Below are 20,558 nucleotides of genomic sequence, written 5' to 3'. Positions count from 1 at the left end.
TGCCATGACTAGAGACGAATTGATCACCCGCCTCCAGTCGATTGAATGGAGCGACATCGAGTTCAAGGAGGCAGCGTGGGCCGTGCCCAAGGATGCGTTGTCCACCGTCAGTGCCTTTGCCAACACGGCGGGCGGGCACTTGGTATTTGGCGTCAAACAGGCCAACGGCACGTTTACCGTCACCGGAGTCACCGATGCTGACAAGATGCAAAATGATTTCCTGGGGCAAGTGCGTGATACCAACAAAGTCAGCATTCGATTACCTATCAACGGCACGGTGCACCAACTGCCCGAAGGTATCGTCCTAGCGTTTTACATCCCTGAGGCATCTCGTCAGGAGAAACCTGTCTATCTCGACGGCAATCCGAAGAAGGCCCATGTCCGCCGGGGCGGGCGCGACGACACTTGCACCGGCGACGAACTGCTGCGCTTCATCCGCGATGCGTCCGGCACTCGCTTCGATGCCGAACCGCTGGATGTCGATATCAGCCGCTGCTTCGACGAAGCCACCGTGCGCTGGTATCGCGCGCGTTTCGCCGTCAGTAACCCCGGCAAGGATACCGCTGTCGATGACACCGTCTTCCTGCGCAACTGGGGCTTCCTCGTCGAGCAAGGCGGTGTACTCCGTCCCACGCGTGCTGCCATCCTGGTGCTGGGTAGCGGAGAATACGTACGTCAGGTGTTGCCGCGCATGGCGGTGGACGTCCAGTTCTATCGCAATGCCAGCGCAGAGTACGACTCGGCAGTGCGCTGGGCTGACCGCCTTACCGTGGAGGACAACCTCATCAAGGCATGGCAGGCCATCGTCGAGTTTTATTTCCGCCACAGCGAGCGCCCCTTTGCCGTGGATGCCAGCACCCTGCGCCGCGACGACGATCCGCCTGACTACATCTCCTTCCGTGAATCCGCCATCAATCTGCTGATTCATCAGGACTTCGGCGATACCACCCGCGTGCCTGTCATCCGCTTTTTCCGCGATCAGACCGAATTCTTTAATCCCGGTGACGCCTTCGCCACGCGCGAGCAGCTGCTTGATCCGGGCGACAAGGACGTACGTAACCCCAGCATCGTCAATGCCTTCCGCCGTATAGGCCTATCTGATCAGGGCGGCACCGGTGTCCGTGCCATCTTCGACGGCTGGCGCAGGCTGGGCTACTTACCGCCTGAGATCGAGAACCACAAGGCCGAAAAGAGCTTCCGTCTGCGGCTGCGCAAGGAAAAGCTCATCACCGAAGCCCAGCTTCTGGCGCAGGCAAACCTGGGCGTACACCTGTCCGCGCAGGAAGCCGACGTTTTCGCCTACCTCACTCGCAAGGGTCAGATCGACCTGATCGACGTGAAGGCGCTCACCGGCCTGTCCGGCTCGGACGCCCGCCAGCTTGTGCAGCGGCTCACTGTACAAGCCCTGCTAGTGGCGCAAGGCGAAACCGGCAACTTGTTCAGTCTGGCCGAGCACCTGCGTACCCGTTTCCTGCCAGAAACGCCCGATCAGACTGAAATTAGTGAAGAAAATCAACACCCTGGCGCGGAAGTGGCGGCAACCGGCACGACTGTACAAGCCATCGTTCAAGCGACTGCACAAGCCGCCTCGGGGCAGACAACGCTTGTGCAGTCGCTTGTGCAGTTGTCCGCCATCCAGTGGCAGGTCGTGGCCTTCACCGACGCGCCGCGCTCCATCACCGAACTTTTGAGTCACGTCGGCCTGAAACAGCGTGCCCACTTCAAGAGCCAGCATCTGGATGCGTTGCTGGCCGGTGGCATCCTGCGCATGACCGTGCCGGACAAGCCCACTTCGCCGGTTCAGCGGTATGTGCTGACCGAAGCGGGCATCCAGCTCAAGCTGCTGCACGAACAACAAGAGGCCGCGCCATGAATACTTCGATCAACTGGATAGCGGCATACAACCAGCTTTTTTCCTTGCTGGACAGGAAAGACTCTCCGACTTACAGCAGTGGGGGAGATTTTCTGCGCATGGTGCAACAGGTTGATCCTGGCTCGCCCAGCTATAACCAGCTAATTCCAATGAGGCAGCAACAGGGAAAGAGCACATCCCGCAAGGACTATTACTGGGATGTGATTCGCGATCTTCCTGAGCAGCAGCGGTTCCAGTTGTTCAGATTGTTTATTGATGCGCTTGCGCCCCATGCCAAGAACGAAGTTGATGCCATCAGGAGCATCGTTTTTGGCGGTGGTTATGCGGTACCAACAACGGTTGTACCTGTCGATCTCTGGAACTCGGAGAAGCTGAACCATAGCCTCAAGGATATTGATCATGCTATTGATGCTCACCACTACAACCGGGCAACGACGCTGAGCTACACATGCCTCGAAGGGCTCTATAAAGCCTATGTTCGCAAGCACGCCCCTGATCAAGCCGCACTGACAGACTTGATGCCCTTATGCAAAGCGGTGAAAGACGACATCATCAAGAAACTTCAGGCTCAAGGCCCGTTTCCTGTCGAGATTGTCAACGCCATGCCGACGTTGACCAGCGCAATTGCAAATTCAAGAAATGGCTTCAGTGAGTCACATTTTGGTGACGACTCCCAACGGTGGCTTGCCGTCTTTGCTCGTGACCTGACCAACTCCATTGGTCGGCTCCTGCTCAATTTCATGTGAGGCGAGTATGACAAAGACGCCACCTGTAAACCTGAGCCGCAAGTGCAAGAAAATTGGCACGCTGCTCAATGCGAACTCTTAACTTTGCGCTGCTGAATGTGGCGGGGAACGATACGAATATGAATGACCTACTACACCACCAGCGCGCCGAAGCCACCGGCCCCGTCGAATGCCTCGGCCAGACCTTCGCCAGCGACGACGCGCGCCGAGCGCATTTTCTTGGGCTGCTGGCCGAGAAGTTGAAAGACCCGGCATTCCGTAAGCAGGAAGGCTTCCCGCAGGGCACGGACGAAGCCATCCTCGCCATGTCCGATCCGCCGTACTACACCGCGTGCCCGAATCCGTGGCTGACGGAGTTCGTGGCGCACTACGGCAGCCCCTACGACCCGGCAGTGAAATACAGCCGCGAGCCGCTGGCGATTGATGTGAGCGTGGGCAAGACCGACGCCATCTACAAGGCGCACAGTTACCACACCAAGGTGCCGCACCTGGCCATAGTGCCGTCCATCCTGCACTACACCCAGCCGGGCGACTTGGTGCTGGACGGTTTTTCCGGCTCCGGCATGACCGGCGTGGCCGCGCAGTGGTGCGGCACGGCGCCGGCCAGTTACCGGTTTGAGCTGGAACAGGCGTGGAAGAAGGAAGGCCGTGCCGCGCCCAAGTGGGGCGCGCGCCGCGCGGTGCTCAACGACCTGTCGCCCGCCGCCACTTTCATCGGCGCGAACTACAACATTCCCTTCAATGCGGATGCCTTCGCCAAGGCGGGCAAGCAACTGCTCAACGCCGTGGAGCAGGACATCGGATGGATGTATGAAACCCTGCACAGCGATGGCAAGACCAAGGGCCGCATTGAATACACGGTGTGGAGCGAGGTGTTCAGTTGCCCGGAATGTGCGGGCACGGTGAACTTTCTCGATGAGGCGCTGGAAGACGAAAGCAAGCGCGTGCGCGACGTGTTCCCGTGCCCGCATTGCGGCGCGGAACTGAACAAAGACAGGCTGGAGCGCGTGCTGGAAACGCGTACTGACCCGGCCACCGGGCAATCGTGGCAGCGCGTGAAATTCCAGCCATCCATCATTGCCTACACGGTCGGCAAGGCACGCTACGAGAAAGCACCGGATGCAGCGGACTTGGCAACGCTGGCAAAAATCGAAACCTTGCCGCTGCCCGCATCCATGCCGACAAGCCGCTTCCCCATCGAGGACATGTATCACGGCTCGCGGATTGCGCCCAAGGGTTTCACCCATGTGCATCACTTCTATCTGCCACGCGCCGCACAGGCGATGGGTTTGTTGTGGGCGAAGGCGAAAACGCATCCCGATGCGCGCATTCGCTTGTTTCTAGAGTTCTTCGTGGAGCAAGCGATTTGGACGGCCACTCTGTTGAACCGGTACCGACCCACTGGCTTCTCGCAAGTCAATCAGTATCTGACTGGCGTCTACTACGTCGCTTCACAGCACGCTGAATGCAGCCCTTGGTACATCTTGGATGGCAAGTTAGATCGCCTGGCAAAAACATTTCAGGCGTTCAAGCCAGTCCCTTCTGTCGGAGTAACAACCGGCACGGCGGCGTGTTTGCCTCTGGCGGACTGCTCCATCGACTACATCTTCACCGACCCGCCCTTCGGCGAAAACATCTACTACGCCGACCTGAACTTTCTGGTCGAGGCTTGGCACGGCGTCACCACCGATGCCAAGCCCGAGGCCATCATCGACAAGTTCAAGCACAAGGCGCTGCCCGACTACCAGCACTTGATGCAACGCTGCTTCGCAGAATACAACCGCGTGCTGAAGCCCGGTCGCTGGATGACGGTGGTGTTTTCCAACAGCAAGGCGGCGGTGTGGAACGCCATTCAGGTTGCTTTGCAGCAGGCGGGCTTCGTGGTGGCCGAGGTAACCGCGCTGGACAAGGTGCAGGGCAGCTACCGGCAAGTCACCTCCACCACCGCTGTGAAGCAGGATTTGGTGATTTCGGCCTACAAGCCCAATGGTGGGCTGGAAGACCGCTTCAAGAAAAGCGGCGCGACGGTGGAATCGGCTTGGGATTTCGTTCAAACCCATCTGCGCAATCTCTCCGTCACCAAGGTGAAGGATGCTGAGCTGGAGTTCATCGTCGAGCGCGACCCGCGTCGTATCTACGACCGGCTGGTGGCGTGGTTCGTGCGACATGACGCGCCGGTGCCGCTGTCCACCGACGAGTTTCTCTCCAGCCTGCGCGCCCGCTTCCCCGAACGCGATGGCATGGTCTTCCTGGCCGAACAAGTGACCGAATACGACAAGAAGCGCGCGCAAACCGCACAAGCACCGCAGATGGAGCTGTTCGTCTCTGACGAGCGCAGTGCCATCGACTGGGCGGCGGATTACCTGAAAGCGCGGCCATCCACCTATCAGGACATCCACCCCGAGTTCATCAAGCAACTGGGCGCGGGCTGGAAGAAGCACGAAACCCGCCCGGAACTGTCCGCGCTGCTGGAAGCCAACTTCCTGCGCTTTGAAGGCACCGGCGAAGTGCCCAGCCAGATCCACCGCTACCTCTCCACCAACTACCACGATCTGCGCGGGCTGGAGAAGAACGATCCGCGCCTGATCGCCAAGGCGCAGGACCGCTGGTATGTGCCTGACCCGAACAAGGCGCAGGACTTGGAGAAGAAGCGCGAAAAGGCACTGCTCAAGGAGTTCGAGCAGTACAAAACCTTTACCGGTCGCAAGATCAAGGAGTCGCGCCTGGAAGTGCTGCGCGCCGGTTTCCGCGCCGCATGGGCGGGCAAGGATTACGCCACGATCCTCGCCATCGCCAACAAGCTGCCGGAAGCCACGCTGCAAGAGGACGAAAAGCTGCTCACCCTGTACGACATGGCGCTGACTCGTACCGAGGACGGAATTTGATGAGCCCGGCCATGCAGCGCTTGCGCCAAACCCTGCGGGCGAATTTGGCGCCGGAGCAGGCGGATGTGCAGGCCAAGGAGCAAGTCGGGGCCAAGTTGGGACCAGGTCGGGACCAAGTCACCCCCGAAGCTACCCCTGAAGTCACCCCCGAAGTGCGGCGGGTGGAGTTTCCGGACATGACGGGGTTTTTGCGCGCCAACCTGATGTATGTGCGAGCGTTTGCCGAGGCTTGGCCGGATGCCGTAATTGTCCAACAGGCTGTTCGACAATTGCCCTGGGGCCACAATCTGCCCGGCATCGAGCAGATCGAACGCGAGCTGGGCGGGCAATGAGCAGCGGAATCAAGTTCGCCATCGGCGACTGGTGCTGGTTCACCCGGCAGGCATCGCCGTGCCGGGTGATCGAGCGGCAGGACGTGTGGGGCGAGCTGGCCTACCGCGTGTGGCTGCCCGCCAAGGACGCGGTGGTGCGCGCTCGGGCGCTTGACCTGGCCGCGCTGGAAAGCGTGCGTCCGAGTGTGGAGCAGATTCTGCACACCACGGCAGCAGCCAAGCTGCTGGATGCACTGGAGGACAACCTGCTGTTGGCACCCATCCAGTCCAGCGTGGTGCCGCTGCCGCACCAGCTCTATGCGCTGAACCGAGCCATCAGCCGCGACCGCATCCGCTACCTGCTGGCTGACGAGGTTGGACTCGGCAAGACGATTGAGGCTGGCTTGGTGCTGCGCGAGTTGAAGTTGCGTGGCCGGGTGAAGCGCATCCTGGTGGTGGCGCCCAAGGGGCTGGTGCGCCAGTGGCAGGCGGAAATGCGTCTGCACTTCGGTGAGAGGTTCCAGTTCATCGAGCCATCCGAGCTGGCGGCCTTCCGGCAGTGGCGCAGCGGCGGCGCGGGCGAGGAAGAAAACCTGTGGCGCATGCACGACCAGGTGATCTGCTCGCTGGATTCAGTGAAGCCGCTGGAAGGCCGTCGCGGCTGGAGCCTGGAGCAACTCAACACCTACAACCGCGAGCGCTTCGAGGACCTGATCTCAGCGTCGTGGGATCTGGTCATCATCGACGAAGCCCATCGCATGGGCGGCAGCACCGAGCAGGTGGCCCGCTACAAGCTGGGCGCAGCGCTGGCGGAGGCGTCGCCCTATCTCTTGCTGCTGTCGGCAACACCGCACCAGGGCAAGACTGACCAGTTCATGCGGCTAATGCAGTTGCTGGACCGCGAAGCCTTCCCAGACGAGAGCAGCGTCAGCCGTGACCGAGTGCGGCCTTTCGTAATCCGCACCGAGAAGCGCGCATCGATCAATGCCGAAGGCCAGCCGCTGTTCAAGCCGCGCGTCACCCGGCTGCAGGCGGTTGCCTGGCAGGCACGCCACGGTTCGCAGCAGCGCCTGTACGAGGCGGTGACCGACTATGTGCGCCATGGCTACAACCAGGCCATGGCGGCCAAGCAGCGCCACATCGGGTTCTTGATGATCCTGATGCAGCGGCTGGTGACCTCCAGCACGGCAGCCATCCGCACCACGCTGGAGAAGCGCCAGGCCCTGCTGGAAGCACCGCAGCCGGAGGCCAACCTGCTGCTGGGTCCATCCCTGGACCCAGCCCCTGCGGGGCCAGCCTGGCGGCTGTCCAAAATCGCTCCCGGCGATTTTGTCGAGAACATGAGCGCCGACGAGTGGGCTGATCTCGATGGTCAGTCCCAGGTGGATCTGGCCATGCAGTCCAGCGGCTGGGAACTGGAGAAGTCTGAAGTCGAGATGTTGCTGGATCTGGCGCGGGAAACCGAGGCCGCAGGTACAGACGCCAAGGCCGAGGCGCTGCTGGAGCTGATTTACAAGCTGCAGCAGGAGGAAGGTGACCCGGCGCTGAAGGTGCTGATCTTCACCGAGTTCGTGCCAACCCAAGCGATGCTGGCCGATTTCTTGGAGAGCCGTGGCTTTTCGGTGGCGACGCTCAACGGCAGCATGGATCTGGAAACCCGTACCCGTGCGCAGCAGGCGTTCTCCAAGGATGTACGCGTGCTGATATCGACCGATGCCGGTGGTGAAGGTCTGAACCTGCAGTTCTGCCACGTCATCGTCAACTTCGACATGCCGTGGAACCCGATGCGGATCGAGCAGCGCATTGGCCGGGTAGACCGCATTGGACAGAAGCATGTGGTCCGCGCCATCAACTTCGTGCTCGAAGACACCGTGGAGCACCGCGTGCGCCAGGTGCTGGAAGAAAAGCTGGAAGTCATCGCACAGGAGTTTGGCGTCGACAAGGCGGCCGACGTGATGGACTCGGTCGAGGCCGACCCGATCTTCGACGAGCTGTTCGTGCATGGTCTGCAGAACCCGGATGCCATCGAACAGGAATGCGACGCCGTGGTTTCGCAACTGCGATCCACCCTGGCGGAGTCGAAGAAGAACAGCGATCTGCTCACCACCGAACACGATCTGGACGCCGACGATGCCCGCAAGTGGCGCGACCACCCGGCGCAGTTCTGGCTGGAGCGCGCCATCACCAGCGGGTTGGCTGCGCGCGGTGGCTCCGCCATCAAGGCGGGCAATGCATGGCGGGTGAAGTGGGCGGACGGCAGCGAGTCGGCACAGGCCTGCTTTGACGCCCGCACTGCGGATGAGAACCCGGAGTTGGAATGGGTCACGATGGAAGATCCACGCGCCCGTGCTGTGATCAGCGAGCTGCCGCGCTTTGTCGCCGGCCAGCCACTGCCGGTGATCCGCGTGACCGGACTGCCGGATTCGGTACGCGGCATCTGGTCGCTGTGGGAGATCAGTCTGGCGGCCGAAGGCCTGAGCCGGAAGCGCTTCCTGCCCGTGTTCATCAACGAGGAAGGCCGCCCCTTTGTGCCGACCGCTAAGCGCGTCTGGGATCTACTCTTGACTGAAACCGTGCATGTGCTTGCCGTGACCGGTGCCGAGGAGTCGGTTAAATGGTTCGAGGCATCGCATGCCGCCGCCAGTACCCAGGGTGAACGAATCTTCACTGAACTGCTGACCGAACACCGCGCCCGGCTGAAGGAAGAGCGCGAGCGTGCGGTGTATGCCTTCGAGGCACGAAGCCAGGCGATTGGGCGAATTGGCTTGCCCGCCGTGCGCGAGCATCGGCGCAAGCGGCTGCAACAAGAACACGATGCACGCATGGCCGCTCTCGATGACATGGAGGCCAGCGTGCCGGATTTGAATGCCGTGATGATGGTGCGCGTCGGAGGTGATGCGTGAGCCTTTGGACGGAACGCATCCTGAGCCACTTCACGGCCGACCTCACCCGGCTGTGGGTGGCGTGCGACCCTGACGATGTGTTGCTCGACGAGAAGCTATTGACCGAGCTGCGCGATCGCGGCTTCGAGCTGATGGTGTACGAAGAACCGTTCGCCTTCCGCGCGGAATATGAGGAACGCTACCGCGTCGCATGGGATCGCGGTGAGCCGGGCCCCGCGCCCTCGCTGGTTCTGCATCTGCGTAGCGCCGATGCGAATGAATTGCCGTGGGACATCGTGCACCACGGACGTGTGGTCCGGCTCAGCCTTGCGGAGCTCTTCCCCAGGCTGGCATACAGCGCGGTACAGCAAGTCGAGCCGGAGCATTTGGCAGGGCTGTTTCATGCCCACCAGACCGAATTGCAGTCAGCGCGCGGCGAGAACGAGTCCAAGGACTTCATTCTCGAGCACGTCTACCAACTGACGCCGCGATCTATTCGCAACCCGGTCGACTTCTGGCGGGAGCTGCTGCGCATGCACTTTGCCAACCGCTCGTTGCCACCGCTGTTCGCCGAGCACGCGGCAGGCATCATCCAGGGTAAAGGCTTGTTCGCGGGCCTGCCCGTCGCCACATGGCTGGCATCCAAGAGCGCGCTGCTGCGCGTGGTGCAGGGTGCGTGGTACCGCTATCTGAAGACCCTGGGGCTGGATGGCACGCGCACGGGTGAAACGACGCCGCCAGACTACCTCGCCAAGATCGAGATTCCGTTCGACCACTCCGATGTGCAGGTGTTGGTCGATTCCATGTTCCTCGACGGCAGCTTGCATCCGCTCGCGGTGCACAGTGTTCCGGCAGGGATGCCGAGTTGGATCAAGGCCGGCATCGTCCAGGACCCGGCGGCGTTGCAGGCTTTGGTGCTCAAAGGCATCGATGGCCTGATCGAGACGACCCCAACGGCGGCCTCTTCACACAAGGACTGGAGCGAGTTCGCCAAACGCTACGGTGAGATCCTGGCCCGCACGCATGGTCTGCCAGGCACGGAAGGCAGTGAACACTTGCCGGTGATTCGGGAGCGGATCAAGACCCTACAGGAGCAATCAGACGAGCATCTGCAAGCCTGGGTCGCAGCCAAGCATTACGCCGACCTGATCCTGCAGCCGGTAACCAAAGGTCCGGTGATGGTGCACCACGTGCCGCGTTTCTTGCGCCATCGGCGGTCTGCAGGGGAAACCAAGGTCGCTCTATTGGTGTTCGACGGGCTGGCCTTCGATCAGTGGGTGCAGATCCGTGAGCGCCTGATCGCCACCACCAAGCGTTTCGCGTTCGACGAGGGAACCGCGTTTGCATGGCTGCCAACCGTGACATCGGTGTCGCGCCAGGCGCTGTTCTCAGGCCTGAAGCCGCGCGAATTCGACGACTCCATCGACAGGACGGACAAGGAGGAATCCTTGTGGAAGACGTTCTGGCAGAACGAAGGCATCAACTCGAATGAGGTGATGTATCGACGTGCACTGCGCCAGATCCATCAGCTCGACGCCCTGGAAGCGGATTTGATCGAGCGGCGTCCGAAGGTGGTGGGACTGGTCATCGATGAGGTGGACGATCGGCTCCACAAGGAGCGGTCCAAGAAGGACGTGGCGATGTGGATCGGAAATTGGCTGAATACCGGCTTCGTCGACCGGCTGTTCTCCCTGTTGCTGGACAAGGGTTACCATATCTACCTCACGGCGGACCACGGCAACGTGGAGTCTACCGGCGTCGGCAGGCCCAACCAGGGCGTCATTGCCGAGACGCGTGGAGAGCGGGTGCGGGTCTACCGGAGTGAGCCATTGCTGGTCGATTCCGCTGTGGCCTATCCCACCACAGTCAGGTTGGACATCGCTGGACTGCCCACGAACTTCATGCCCCTATTCGCAGGGGGACGAACGGCCTTTGTGCCCGAAGGCGAGCAGGTGGTAGTCCACGGCGGGGTGTCGGTCGAAGAGTTGATCGTGCCCTTTGTAAGAATTAGTTATTCAGGAGATGTGGCATGACCACAAAGGTGCCACTCATTGGCTTTGATCGGTATGTAGACCTTGACTGGTGTCGAAGTGCCCTTGATGCCGCTGCGACTCAAAGCTCCGTTGAGGTTGTCAGGGATCAGGTTGCGACGATGCTGCCGGGTATTGAGTCACAGCGAAAGACACTAGATGTTCTCAAGCGCTTGAGCACTAAGCCCTTTGAGCACTTGGTTGATTTCATAAGCAGAGGCATCGCCATCTACAAGAGGCTGGGGCAATGCGTTGTGCTCCCGCTGGTCTGGGGCGCTTCCATAGCCAGCTATCCATTCTTCGGAAAAACCTCTGAAACGGCAGGCCGGCTGCTTGCATTACAAGGAGATTGCTCCATCAAAGAGCTTCAGCGGCGTATGGCAGAACAGTACGGCGATCGCAGTGGGATCGAGAGGGCTGTAACCAGGGTGGTGCAGACGCAGACGAGCTGGCAAGCCTTAACTCGGGACGAAACGGCCAAACGTGTCATCAAACGTCAAGCGGTCTCGATTGATGACGACGAACTCACAGCGTGGCTGATCGAAGCTGCTGTCCTCTACGCCGGCAAGCCGGTTTCCGTGCCTAGCCTGCAGTCATTGCCCGTGCTGTTCCCGTTCACCCTTACGCGGCCCCTGGCCTACGTGGTGTCGAGCAGTGCAAACCTGATCCTTCGGTCGGAAGGGCCGAGTAATCAGTTTGTCGCTTTGCGCTCCGCGATTTGAGGAAGAAGTAAGAATATGGCCCGCATCGAAAACCACAAGTACAGCATCGAGGAGGCATTCAGGGAGTGCTTCTACATCGTCCCGGACTACCAGCGTGAGTATGTCTGGACGGACAAGGAAGTGCATCAGTTGCTGGAGGACATCGGCGAGCAGATCGATGCGGGCACGACGCGGGAATACTTCATTGGCACCGTGCTGGTGTCGCCAACCGAGCAGAAGAACCATTACGAGGTCATTGACGGCCAGCAGCGCTTGACCACGTTTTTCCTGCTGCTTTGCGCGCTCAAGCATCTGTTCCAGGGCGAGCCACAGCGCCAGATGATTGCCGGGCTGATCTCGACCAGCTACGTTGACAGCGACGGCGAGGTGCGCACCACACTGAAGCTGGAACCTCGTTACGAGAGCGCAGGCGAAGTGATGGCCAAACTGGTAGAGCTGGATGCCGAGCCACAGACCGTGCGCGCCGGCATCCAGTCTGCTGGCATCACGAGCTTCGGGTCTCTAGAGAACTTGGTCAATGCTTACAGCACGCTGTACCGCTATCTGAAGGACAACTACGACGACACGGCCAAGCTGAAGAAGTATTGGGGCTATCTGGCCAACAACGTGGTGTTCATCCAGATCTCGACCGACGTCAGCAGCGCGCTGAAGATTTTCGAGACCATCAACGAGCGCGGCGTCGGTCTGAACCCGATGGACTTGCTCAAGAACCTGTTGTTCACGCAGGTTAAGCAGACCCAGTTCACTCAGCTCAAAGACGAGTGGAAGAAGATCACCAATCCGCTGGAGAAGGAGAAGGAAAAGCCGCTGCGCTTCTTGCGCTACTTCCTGATGGCCAACTACGTCATCAAGAACGAGCGCGGTGATGCGGTGGTGCGCGAGGACGAGATCTACGACTGGTTCATCGCCAAAGACAACGCGGCGCTCTGCGATTACGCAGGCAAACCCTTCGAGTTCGTCCGCAAGGTGATTCGCAACGTCGAGCACTACTTGGCCTTCGCCAACGGGCTGGGTAATGACGGCAAGCCCAGCCTGGCGATGGACAGTCTCAAGCGACTGGCCGGTGGGGCGTTCAGCTTGCACTACGTCCTGTTGCTGGCAGCGGCGAACTTTCCGAAGCCGTTGTTCGACCACTTCGTGGCGCAGCTCGAGAGCTTCCTCTTCTACTACATCTTCACCAAGACGCCGACCAAAGATCTCGAACGCAGCTTCTCCCAATGGGCCGACGAGCTGCGTGCGATTGCGGAGACGACTGACCCGGTGAAACAGAAGGTTCAGCTGAACGCCTTCGTTGCCGACCGCTTTGAGAAGAACATGGCGGGCAAGTCACAGGAACTGGCCGATGCCCTCAAACGCTTCACTTTGTATTCGATGCAGCAGTACCGCACGCGCTACCTGCTGGCGCGGCTGACCCAGCACGTCGAGATGGCGTTCAGCGGCCTGAAGACTCCAGGCAGTCTGGAGCCCTTCACCAAGCTGGAAATCGAGCACATCCTGCCCGACAACCCGAAGGCAGAACTGCGCGCCACGTGGTCAGCAGAGAACCCGAATGCGGTCTACGATGACTACAAGAATCGCCTCGGCAATCTGACCTTGCTGGAAAAACCGATCAACATCGTCGCGGGAAATGATTTCTACAATGCCAAGCAGGCAGAGTACGGCAAGAGCGGCAACTACCTGACGCGCAGTCTGGTGGCGCTGACCGAGGTCGGCCAGAACACATCGATTTCCCGGATCAACGCCAAGCTGAAATCTTTTTCTGCGTGGAATGCCGCGTCTATCGAGAAGCGCCACGCGCTGCTGATCGCGCTGGCGCAGGAAGTCTGGAAGACGACGCCAATTGACGTTTGATGGGAGTTGGCTATCAACGGTCGATAGAAATGTTGCATGACGATGGCTACTCGTTGTGGCGATTATATAAGCATTTATTAAAAAAAATTCAGACACATATCACCCTGATGAAGCTAGTGGCTTCTGGCTTCGCGTGTAGATGCTCCGCTCTGACGCATCTGCTTCGAGGGTAGGTTGATGAGTGAAAAATCCGATTGTCTTTACTGTATTTTTGTTGTCATTGCCTCCATTGCCACGGCGGTCGCCAAATGCGTCCTGTCTGGTGAATCTGAGAGTGCATAGTTCTTCACTCGAAACGTCATCTGCATATGCACAAGGCCCGGCATAGTCCGGGCCTTGTGCGTTTGTGCCTTAATTAATGAGGGGATTGTTATGCATCTTGTCGAAACAATGGCTTATGCGGGTGCTAAGCCGTGGCATGGTCTGGGCAACAAGCTTGAAAAGCACCAGCCCATTGAGGTCTGGAAGCGTCAGGCAGACATGGATTGGCAGATCGAGGACTCCGAGGTTCGCTTCATCACGGGTAGCAATGCCATCGGTGCCATCCACTCCTTCCCGGAGCAGAAGGTGCTCTATCGCTCCGATACCAGGGAGCCGCTGGCAGTCGTCTCCAAGCGGTTCAAGGTGGTCCAGCCGGGAGAGATCCTGGAGTTCTACCGTGACCTGACGCAGCACAGTGGCTTTGAGCTGGAGACGGCGGGGGTGCTCAAGGGTGGCAAGAAGTTCTGGGCCATGGCTCGGACGGGCCAGAGCACGTCGCTCAAGGGGCGTGACCGGGTGGATGGCTATCTTTTGCTTGCTACTGCCTGTGACGGCACGTTGGCCACCACGGCGCAGTTCACCTCGGTTCGCGTGGTGTGCAACAACACACTGCAGATCGCTCTGGGAGACAGCAGCGGAGCCATCAAGGTCCCGCATCGTAGTCAGTTCGACCCGGATGCTGTGAAGCGCCAGTTGGGGATCACCGTCTCGACCTGGGACAGCTTCGTGGCTCGCATGAAAGCCCTCTGTGACCGTCCAGTTGACCCCGATACGGTCGATGGTCTGTTGCGACGGGTGCTTACCTACCAAGGCCAGGGCACCACCGCTGAGGTCGTCAATGAGCAGGCGCTGGCCAGTGTCCGTGCCCTGTATGAGGGCGGCGGTCGTGGCGCGTTGTTGCCTTCCAGTCGTGCAACGGCCTGGGGCGTATTCAACAGCGTCACAGAGTACGTTGACCACCACCGCCGAGCTCGCAGTGATGACCATCGTCGTGATGCGGCATGGTTCGGTGCCGGAGCTCAGCTCAAGCAGCGCGCGTGGGATGAAGTCATGAAGTTGGTGGCTTGATGGACGCACATACCTATCACATGAGTGCATCTGAGGCCGGATCCAACGAGGAAGACAACAGGATCCGGATACGAGAGGACAGGGCAATTGCTAGGGCGTTGAAGATCCTGGAAAGACGCGCTGCACGACCCAAAGACGTACTGGGTGGTGTGACAGAGAGTGCGCTGTTCTTTCAGTTGAGGCTGGGCGGTGAGGATCGCGAGCATTTCGAGGTCGCCTTTCTCAACACGCAGTTCCAGCTCATCACCGTTGAGCGGCTTTTCTCCGGAACGATCGATGCAGCCGAGGTGTATCCCCGGATAGTGGTACAGCGGGCGCTTGCTCATAACGCTTCAGCTATTCTGCTGGCTCACAACCATCCAAGTGGTAGCTCAAAGCCGTCAGCTTCTGATCGGGCGGTTACCGCACGCTTGAAGCTGGCCTTGGATACGGTGGACGTCCGGCTGTTGGACCATTTCGTCGTGACCAGTCACGAGGTTATATCTATGGCCTCGCAAGGCATGGTCTGACGGCCCCGTTCCGAGTAGGGCTGTTTTTAGCCCATTTCGTCTTGCTCTCACTGATAGCTTGAAATTAATGACCTGACCAAGGCCGCCCATCTGGGCGGCCTTTTTTATTCTGGAGATTGCCAATGAGTAAGCACACCGCGTTGCGTTTGGTTGATACGCGTTCACTGGATCGCCAGCAGTGGCTGGAGGTCCGCAATTGCGGCATCGGGAGCTCAGATGCTGCCACTGCCGTCGGGTTGAACCCCTACAAGAGCCAGCTGGAGCTGTGGCAGGCGAAGACGGGGCGCAAGCCGATTGAAGAGGTTCTGCCTGGGCAAGACGATCCCCGCTACTGGGGAACCCTGCTCGAACCCATGGTGGCCACGGCTTATCAGGAGCGCACGGGGAACCGGGTACGCCGGGTCAACGCCGTTCTGCAGCACCCGACCTTTCCGTACATGCTGGCCAACCTCGATCGAGAGGTAATTGGTTCCCCGGGGGTCCAAATCCTTGAGTGCAAGACAGCAGGGGAGTTCGGCTCTCGGCTGTGGAACGACGGGGTTCCCGAGTACGTGCAGCTGCAGGTACAGCATCAGTTGGCAGTGACGGGGAAGCAGGCAGCAGATGTGGCAGTGCTGCTGTGTGGCCAGGCGCTAAGGATCCACCGTATTGAGCGAGACGAAGAGATCATCAGCCGCTTGGTGGTATTGGAGGCCCGGTTCTGGGAGCACGTCATCAATGACATCGAGCCTCCAGCCGATGGCTCGGAGTCAGCGGCCAGGGCGTTGCGGAGCTTGTACCCAGGCAAGGACACCGTTGTCGATTTCAGTCAGGACCCGGAATTGGTCGAGACCTTCACCAACCTGGTCTCGTTCACTGAGGCAGTTGCAGAGCAGGAACAGCAGGTAGAACTGCTCAAGCAGACACTGCAGCAAGCCATGGGGGACGCTTCCATTGCCCGGTTCGGCTCACTGGGAGAAGTCATCTACCGCCGTAGTAAGGACGGCACGTCACTGGATACCAAGCGGCTCGCAGCCGAGCACCCGGAGATCGCTGCGGCCTACACGGTAGTCCGTCCGGGGTCGCGCCGATTCCGGATCAACACCACGATCAAAGAGGTCACATCATGCTGAAGGGACTGGCCATAACGCCGCCCGTGATTGGGCGTATTTCCATCGGCCGGGTAGCAGAGCGCAATGGCAAGCGGCTGCCCGAAAAGGACGACCAGTTCACCCTCACCAGCCAGGTACAGAACCGTGAGGGCTGGGTGCTGCACCCGCTGGATGAAGAGCTGCGGAAGGCATCGGAGGGTAACAAGCTGCGATCCATCCCGGTGCGCCTGCTCTTCGACGATCCAACCCTGAACCTCCGGGCTGACTACTCGCTGTTCAATCGCGAGAACGGAAGACCGCTGTGTGTAGGCAACGGAGACACCTGCCGGCGACAAGGCCCTGAAGGCACGGAGACGTTGCCTTGTCCTGGTCCGGATGGGTGCCAGTTTGCCAGTGGTGGCTGCAAAGCCTATGCCCGCTTGAATGTGGTCATTGGGGACGGGGAGGGGGATGCGATGGGCAGCTTTGTTCTGCGCACTACCTCCTACAACACCATCCGGACACTCGCAGCGCGACTGCACTACCTCAGTGCGGTGTCAGGTCGTCGGCTGTCTTGTCTGCCCCTAGAGCTGAAACTACGAGGTAAGTCCACCACGATGAGCTACCGATCAGCGATCTACTACGTCGATCTGGTGGTTCGGAGCGGGCTGACGCTCGAGTCGGCGGTCGCAGAGGCGGTTGAGCGACACGCAACAAGAGCTGCAGCGGGGATCGACCAAGCTGCACTGGATGAGGCAGCGAGACAGGGCTTCGCAAATGGAGCCTTCGAGGATCTGGACGAAGACGTGCCGGCCGTGGTCGAGGAGTTTTATCCGTCAGGGCATGGCGAGGTCGCACAGGCTCCTGCGAAGGAAAGTCTCAAGGATAGGCTGGAAGCACAAGCGTCCCGGTTGGCGTCGTAGGGGAGCAGTACCGGTACGGATCTGTATCAGGTACGGACAAGAGGCAGTTCAGGTCCTGAGCGGACATCGGATGGAACGGGCCGGTTTGTGGGCGCAGAGGACGAGACATGCCAGGGAGCGAAAGCTCCCTGGCATGTAAGTGTTTGATTTTTCATTGATCTGGTCGGTTGTGCGCGTCCCTGGAAAAAACCTGGATTTTTTTTCCCTGTACCCCCAACAGCAGCATATCGACACTGATCACGTCGGAGGCCAATCACCTTCGATAGGAAACCGGCCGGATTCCTTCCTGAAACGTTCAACATAACGAAGGAATCAACAAATGAAGCACATGACGTCCAGTCTGCGCCAGGGCGTAGACAAAAGCATGACTTTGGCCGAAGAGAACAACAGTGCTGGGAAAGCAGGTTGGCCGGATAGTCCGACGCTGCGTCTGAAGGAGCTGATCAAGCTGCTCCGCGTCAGCAGGAGCAAGGCATACGAGCTGATGAAGACCGATCCGGACTTCCCGAAGGGCATTCCGCTCTATGACAGCGAACTGTCCCCGAAGTTCTACTGGACGCATGAGGCAATGGCATGGGTAGAAGGCCGTGCAGTGAAGTTCCGTCGTGCGAAGGAGGAGAAGTGATGATGGCTAATTTTTCAGTCCACTCTTCGCCGCTTGACGCGCTCACGCACGCTTTGAGTGAACATTCGACCAAGGGGAAGGGCAAGCTGGAGCAGGACTTCAGGCAGGCCTATCCGATCCTGGAACAGCACATCGCAAAGAAGATGCGCAAGAAGATCTTGGTAGAGCAGTTCAATGCTGCGTACAAGCATGATCTGAACCTGATTCAGTTCCGCAAGCTGCTCAAGGAGGAGCGTTTTCGTCGCCATGCGGAGGGCGATGCTGCTCGGTGCCAGAGCTGTGGCCATCTGTTGGTTGAGGTTGAAGAACAGACCGCGGTTGGCTCGACAGAGGAGGATGCATGATGACAACCAATTGGCAGCGTTATGCCCCCAAATATCCCCTGGAAACCTTTCACCATGTTGCTCGTGAGGCAGGCCTTGAGCTCCTTCGCAACGTTCAAGTTCCCGACGCCATGGTTGGTATGGGTCTTATCAATGCCATTTCGATGGCGTGCCAAGGTCTGATTGATGTCAAGTTGCCGACCGGACAGATCAAGCCTGTAACCCAGAACTTGATGCTTGTGGCTGAGTCTGGTGAGCGCAAGTCCACGGTGTTCGAGCTGCTGCAGGCGCCTTTCCGCGATGCAGACACGAAGGCGATGGCTGCGTTCAAGCAGCAGACTGAGGCTTATGAGATCGACTATGGACTCTGGACGTCCAAGATGAAGGGGCTGAGGAGCGCGATCAGTAAAGCAGTTGCTGCTGGCAAGTCCGTCGAAGCACTGGAGGCACAGCTGAAGGGGTTTTCAGAAAAGAAACCTCTGCAGCCCCGCCTGCGTTGCTTCCTGAGGCAGGACATCACGGCCAAGGCCATCATGGAGGCCGTTCAGGGTGATGGTGAGTCCATCGCCATCACGACTGACGAAGGTCATATGCTGTTCAAGAGCGAGGCAATGGCGAATGTGGGCCTGCTCAATCGTCTCTGGGATTCGCCAGGAATGATGCCGTTAGACCGTGCGGATAACGAGCATCTGATTGCGATGAATCCGCGCGTTTCTGTGAGCATCATGACCCAGTACGAACCGCTCAAGCAGTTCCTCAATAGGCGAGGCTCTGTCGCAAAGGGGAGTGGACACTGGGCACGCTATCTGGTTGCGTGGCCTCGCTCCATGATGGGCTACCGGCGAATCGAGGACGTGGAGCCGGTATGGGAACATCTGCCGGCATTCCATGATCGGATCTCTGAGCTTTTGTACAAGTACAAGGAGCTGTCAGCTTCGGGAGTCATTACTCGTGAAGTGGTGTCCTTCTCCATCGATGCCAGGGCACGCTGGGTAGCACTGGCATCAGAAACTGAGTCTTTGCTGCGCGACGGGGAGTACTTGAGTGATATCAATGACTTCGCGTCAAAGATCATGGAGATCGTTGCTCGACTCGCTGCGTCGATGCAGTACTTCAGTGGAGAGGGTGGTGACATCACCCTCGATACGATCAATCGTGCCTTCGACATCGTTCGATGGCATGTTGAGGAGTACAAGCATCTGTTCTCGCCCGCGTTTGCGCTGGCTCAAGATCAGATTGATGCTCAAGCATTGGAGAGCTATCTCGCCACAAGGTGGTGGCAGGGGCGTTATTCCGATACATGCGCACCCAAGAACCAAGTTTTGCGCTGTGGGCCTGTACGTGACCGAGCAAGGCTGAATGCAGCTATCTCGCTTCTTCAAGCCCAGGGGGCAATCCAGATCTGCAGTGGGTACCGGGACAAGAGGGCGTATCTGCGCTTGATGAATCACTACTTTGACCGGAGGACGCTGTAAGCGGCCTTGATGCCAAGAGGGCCCCGGCGATAGGTCGGGGCTTTTCTGCTGTGTTTAGTAGGTGCCATTGCGATTCTGCGACTTTGTCGCAGAATCGCTGGGTTAGGTACTTACCTCTCCCAGATTTTTAACTGCTGAAGCTGCCTTCACGGCTTTACGACATTGAGCATACTGCGACTTCTCGGCGTCCGCCATCTCCTTGACGAAGCGTTGGCCGAGGTGGCGCTCAGGGGACCTGGCAATGCCTTGATCACGCAAGCTGCGGTGGTCTACGCGGGTTGAATAACCGTTTTCTTCAAGGAACTGATTCTGGGTGTCCGCTACAAGTTTTCGCTGTGCAGTCACCTGCTGCTTCAACTCCATTGGGCTCTTTCCGCCACTATCCTTGCGGCATCCGCCTGCGGAAGGATTCTTGGCGTTGTAGCGGGCGAAGGTCTGTTCAGGTGTACGGGGGATGCCATCAGGCAGTCTGTCCGAGCACATCAGATGGATGTGCGGGTTCGGATCCCCACCGAGTTTTCCTTCAGGTGCATGGAGCGCGTACTGGTAGGGTTTGATCCCTGCGAGATTCTTTGCAAGCCGGTCGGCAAGTTCGACCTGCTGTTCAGTACTGAGCTCACTTGGAAGAGTGATTTCGTGTTCTCGGTACACTGCTCCGTTGGCACGCTCATGCTTGTCAGCAACGCTCCAGAACCGTTTCGGATCATCTCCTGCCCATTCGGGCATGTTCCCATGTCCTGTTTGGATAAGGTCCTTCTTGTCATTATGAGATCCTTTACGATCGATATAGTTGGCGTGCCTGCGTGCGCTGCCTTTCTTTCCACTTTTGATGCTGTAATGGAAGCTTGCCATTGCTGTATCACCCTTTCTCTAAGGAGAATAAAAAAGCCGACAAGAGTGATTCTTGTCGGCTACCGGTAGATACTCATGATCGAAGATTGTTGTGATTAGATAGAAAGGGTAAGTGCGCGTACCACACCCTGCCTGTAATCTATCGTCAGTTC

Annotated in this window: 16 protein-coding genes; 15 read left to right on the top strand and 1 reads right to left on the bottom strand. The window is 59.0% G+C overall.

Features of this window, described 5'->3' with window-relative positions:
* Positions 1-4 precede the first annotated feature (4 nt).
* The 15 genes from BKE09_RS06605 (at position 5) to BKE09_RS06535 (ending at position 19,554) form a co-directional block, all read left to right on the top strand.
* Positions 5-1,873 (top strand): RNA-binding domain-containing protein, encoded by a 1,869-nt coding sequence (locus tag BKE09_RS06605; protein WP_075675237.1) that lies wholly within the window; start codon positions 5-7, stop codon positions 1,871-1,873.
* Positions 1,870-2,619 (top strand): hypothetical protein, encoded by a 750-nt coding sequence (locus BKE09_RS06600; protein ID WP_083663065.1) that lies wholly within the window; start codon positions 1,870-1,872, stop codon positions 2,617-2,619. Before BKE09_RS06605 ends, BKE09_RS06600 begins: the two co-directional genes overlap by 4 nt.
* Positions 2,620-2,687: 68 nt before the next feature.
* A complete protein-coding gene (locus BKE09_RS06595) occupies positions 2,688-5,504 on the top strand; it encodes a DNA methyltransferase (protein WP_206120586.1) in 2,817 nt (938 codons plus the stop codon).
* Positions 5,504-5,836, top strand: coding sequence for a DUF1016 N-terminal domain-containing protein (locus BKE09_RS23065; protein ID WP_083663064.1), 333 nt, complete (start codon positions 5,504-5,506; stop codon positions 5,834-5,836). The genes BKE09_RS06595 and BKE09_RS23065 overlap by 1 nt, the downstream gene beginning before the upstream one ends.
* Positions 5,833-8,718, top strand: a complete 2,886-nt coding sequence (locus BKE09_RS06585; protein ID WP_075675235.1) for a helicase-related protein — start codon at positions 5,833-5,835, stop codon at positions 8,716-8,718. Before BKE09_RS23065 ends, BKE09_RS06585 begins: the two co-directional genes overlap by 4 nt.
* Complete coding sequence (pglZ, locus tag BKE09_RS06580; protein ID WP_075675234.1) at positions 8,715-10,730, top strand: BREX-3 system phosphatase PglZ; 2,016 nt, start codon at positions 8,715-8,717, stop codon at positions 10,728-10,730. Before BKE09_RS06585 ends, pglZ begins: the two co-directional genes overlap by 4 nt.
* Positions 10,727-11,449 carry a hypothetical protein gene (locus tag BKE09_RS06575; protein ID WP_075675233.1) on the top strand — a complete coding sequence of 241 codons (723 nt, stop codon included), beginning with the start codon at positions 10,727-10,729 and terminating at the stop codon, positions 11,447-11,449. Before pglZ ends, BKE09_RS06575 begins: the two co-directional genes overlap by 4 nt.
* Before the next feature lie 15 nt (positions 11,450-11,464).
* On the top strand, positions 11,465-13,300 hold the full coding sequence (locus BKE09_RS06570; RefSeq protein ID WP_075675232.1) for a DUF262 domain-containing protein: 1,836 nt from the start codon (positions 11,465-11,467) through the stop codon (positions 13,298-13,300).
* A 372-nt stretch (positions 13,301-13,672) separates the two neighbouring features.
* Positions 13,673-14,629: a DUF932 domain-containing protein gene (locus BKE09_RS06565; RefSeq protein ID WP_075675231.1), complete on the top strand. Its 957-nt coding sequence runs from the start codon at positions 13,673-13,675 to the stop codon at positions 14,627-14,629.
* 20 nt (positions 14,630-14,649) lie between these two features.
* Positions 14,650-15,138, top strand: coding sequence for a JAB domain-containing protein (locus BKE09_RS06560; protein ID WP_075676608.1), 489 nt, complete (start codon positions 14,650-14,652; stop codon positions 15,136-15,138).
* A gap of 122 nt (positions 15,139-15,260) precedes the next feature.
* Positions 15,261-16,250 (top strand): lambda-exonuclease family protein, encoded by a 990-nt coding sequence (locus BKE09_RS06555; RefSeq protein ID WP_075675230.1) that lies wholly within the window; start codon positions 15,261-15,263, stop codon positions 16,248-16,250.
* Entirely contained in the window at positions 16,244-17,131 is an 888-nt protein-coding gene (locus BKE09_RS06550) for a hydrolase or metal-binding protein (RefSeq protein WP_075675229.1), read from the top strand. The genes BKE09_RS06555 and BKE09_RS06550 overlap by 7 nt, the downstream gene beginning before the upstream one ends.
* 319 nt (positions 17,132-17,450) lie before the next feature.
* Complete coding sequence (locus tag BKE09_RS06545) at positions 17,451-17,756, top strand: AlpA family phage regulatory protein (protein ID WP_004146436.1); 306 nt, start codon at positions 17,451-17,453, stop codon at positions 17,754-17,756.
* The gene (locus tag BKE09_RS06540; protein WP_075675228.1) at positions 17,756-18,100 is read left to right on the top strand and encodes a hypothetical protein; all 345 of its coding nucleotides are present in this window, start codon (positions 17,756-17,758) and stop codon (positions 18,098-18,100) included. The genes BKE09_RS06545 and BKE09_RS06540 overlap by 1 nt, the downstream gene beginning before the upstream one ends.
* Positions 18,100-19,554: a YfjI family protein gene (locus BKE09_RS06535; protein ID WP_075676606.1), complete on the top strand. Its 1,455-nt coding sequence runs from the start codon at positions 18,100-18,102 to the stop codon at positions 19,552-19,554. The genes BKE09_RS06540 and BKE09_RS06535 overlap by 1 nt, the downstream gene beginning before the upstream one ends.
* A gap of 102 nt (positions 19,555-19,656) precedes the next feature.
* On the opposite strand, the gene BKE09_RS06530 is transcribed toward BKE09_RS06535, so the two are convergent.
* Positions 19,657-20,406 carry a MobA/MobL family protein gene (locus BKE09_RS06530; RefSeq protein ID WP_075675227.1) on the bottom strand — a complete coding sequence of 250 codons (750 nt, stop codon included), beginning with the start codon at positions 20,404-20,406 and terminating at the stop codon, positions 19,657-19,659.
* Positions 20,407-20,558: the final 152 nt, after the last annotated feature.

The sequence above is a fragment of the Stenotrophomonas sp. TD3 genome (assembly GCF_001939825.1).
Lineage (GTDB): Bacteria > Pseudomonadota > Gammaproteobacteria > Xanthomonadales > Xanthomonadaceae > Stenotrophomonas.
Note: the sequence above shows the minus strand (reverse complement) of the source record. Positions and strands in the feature narration are given on the sequence as shown.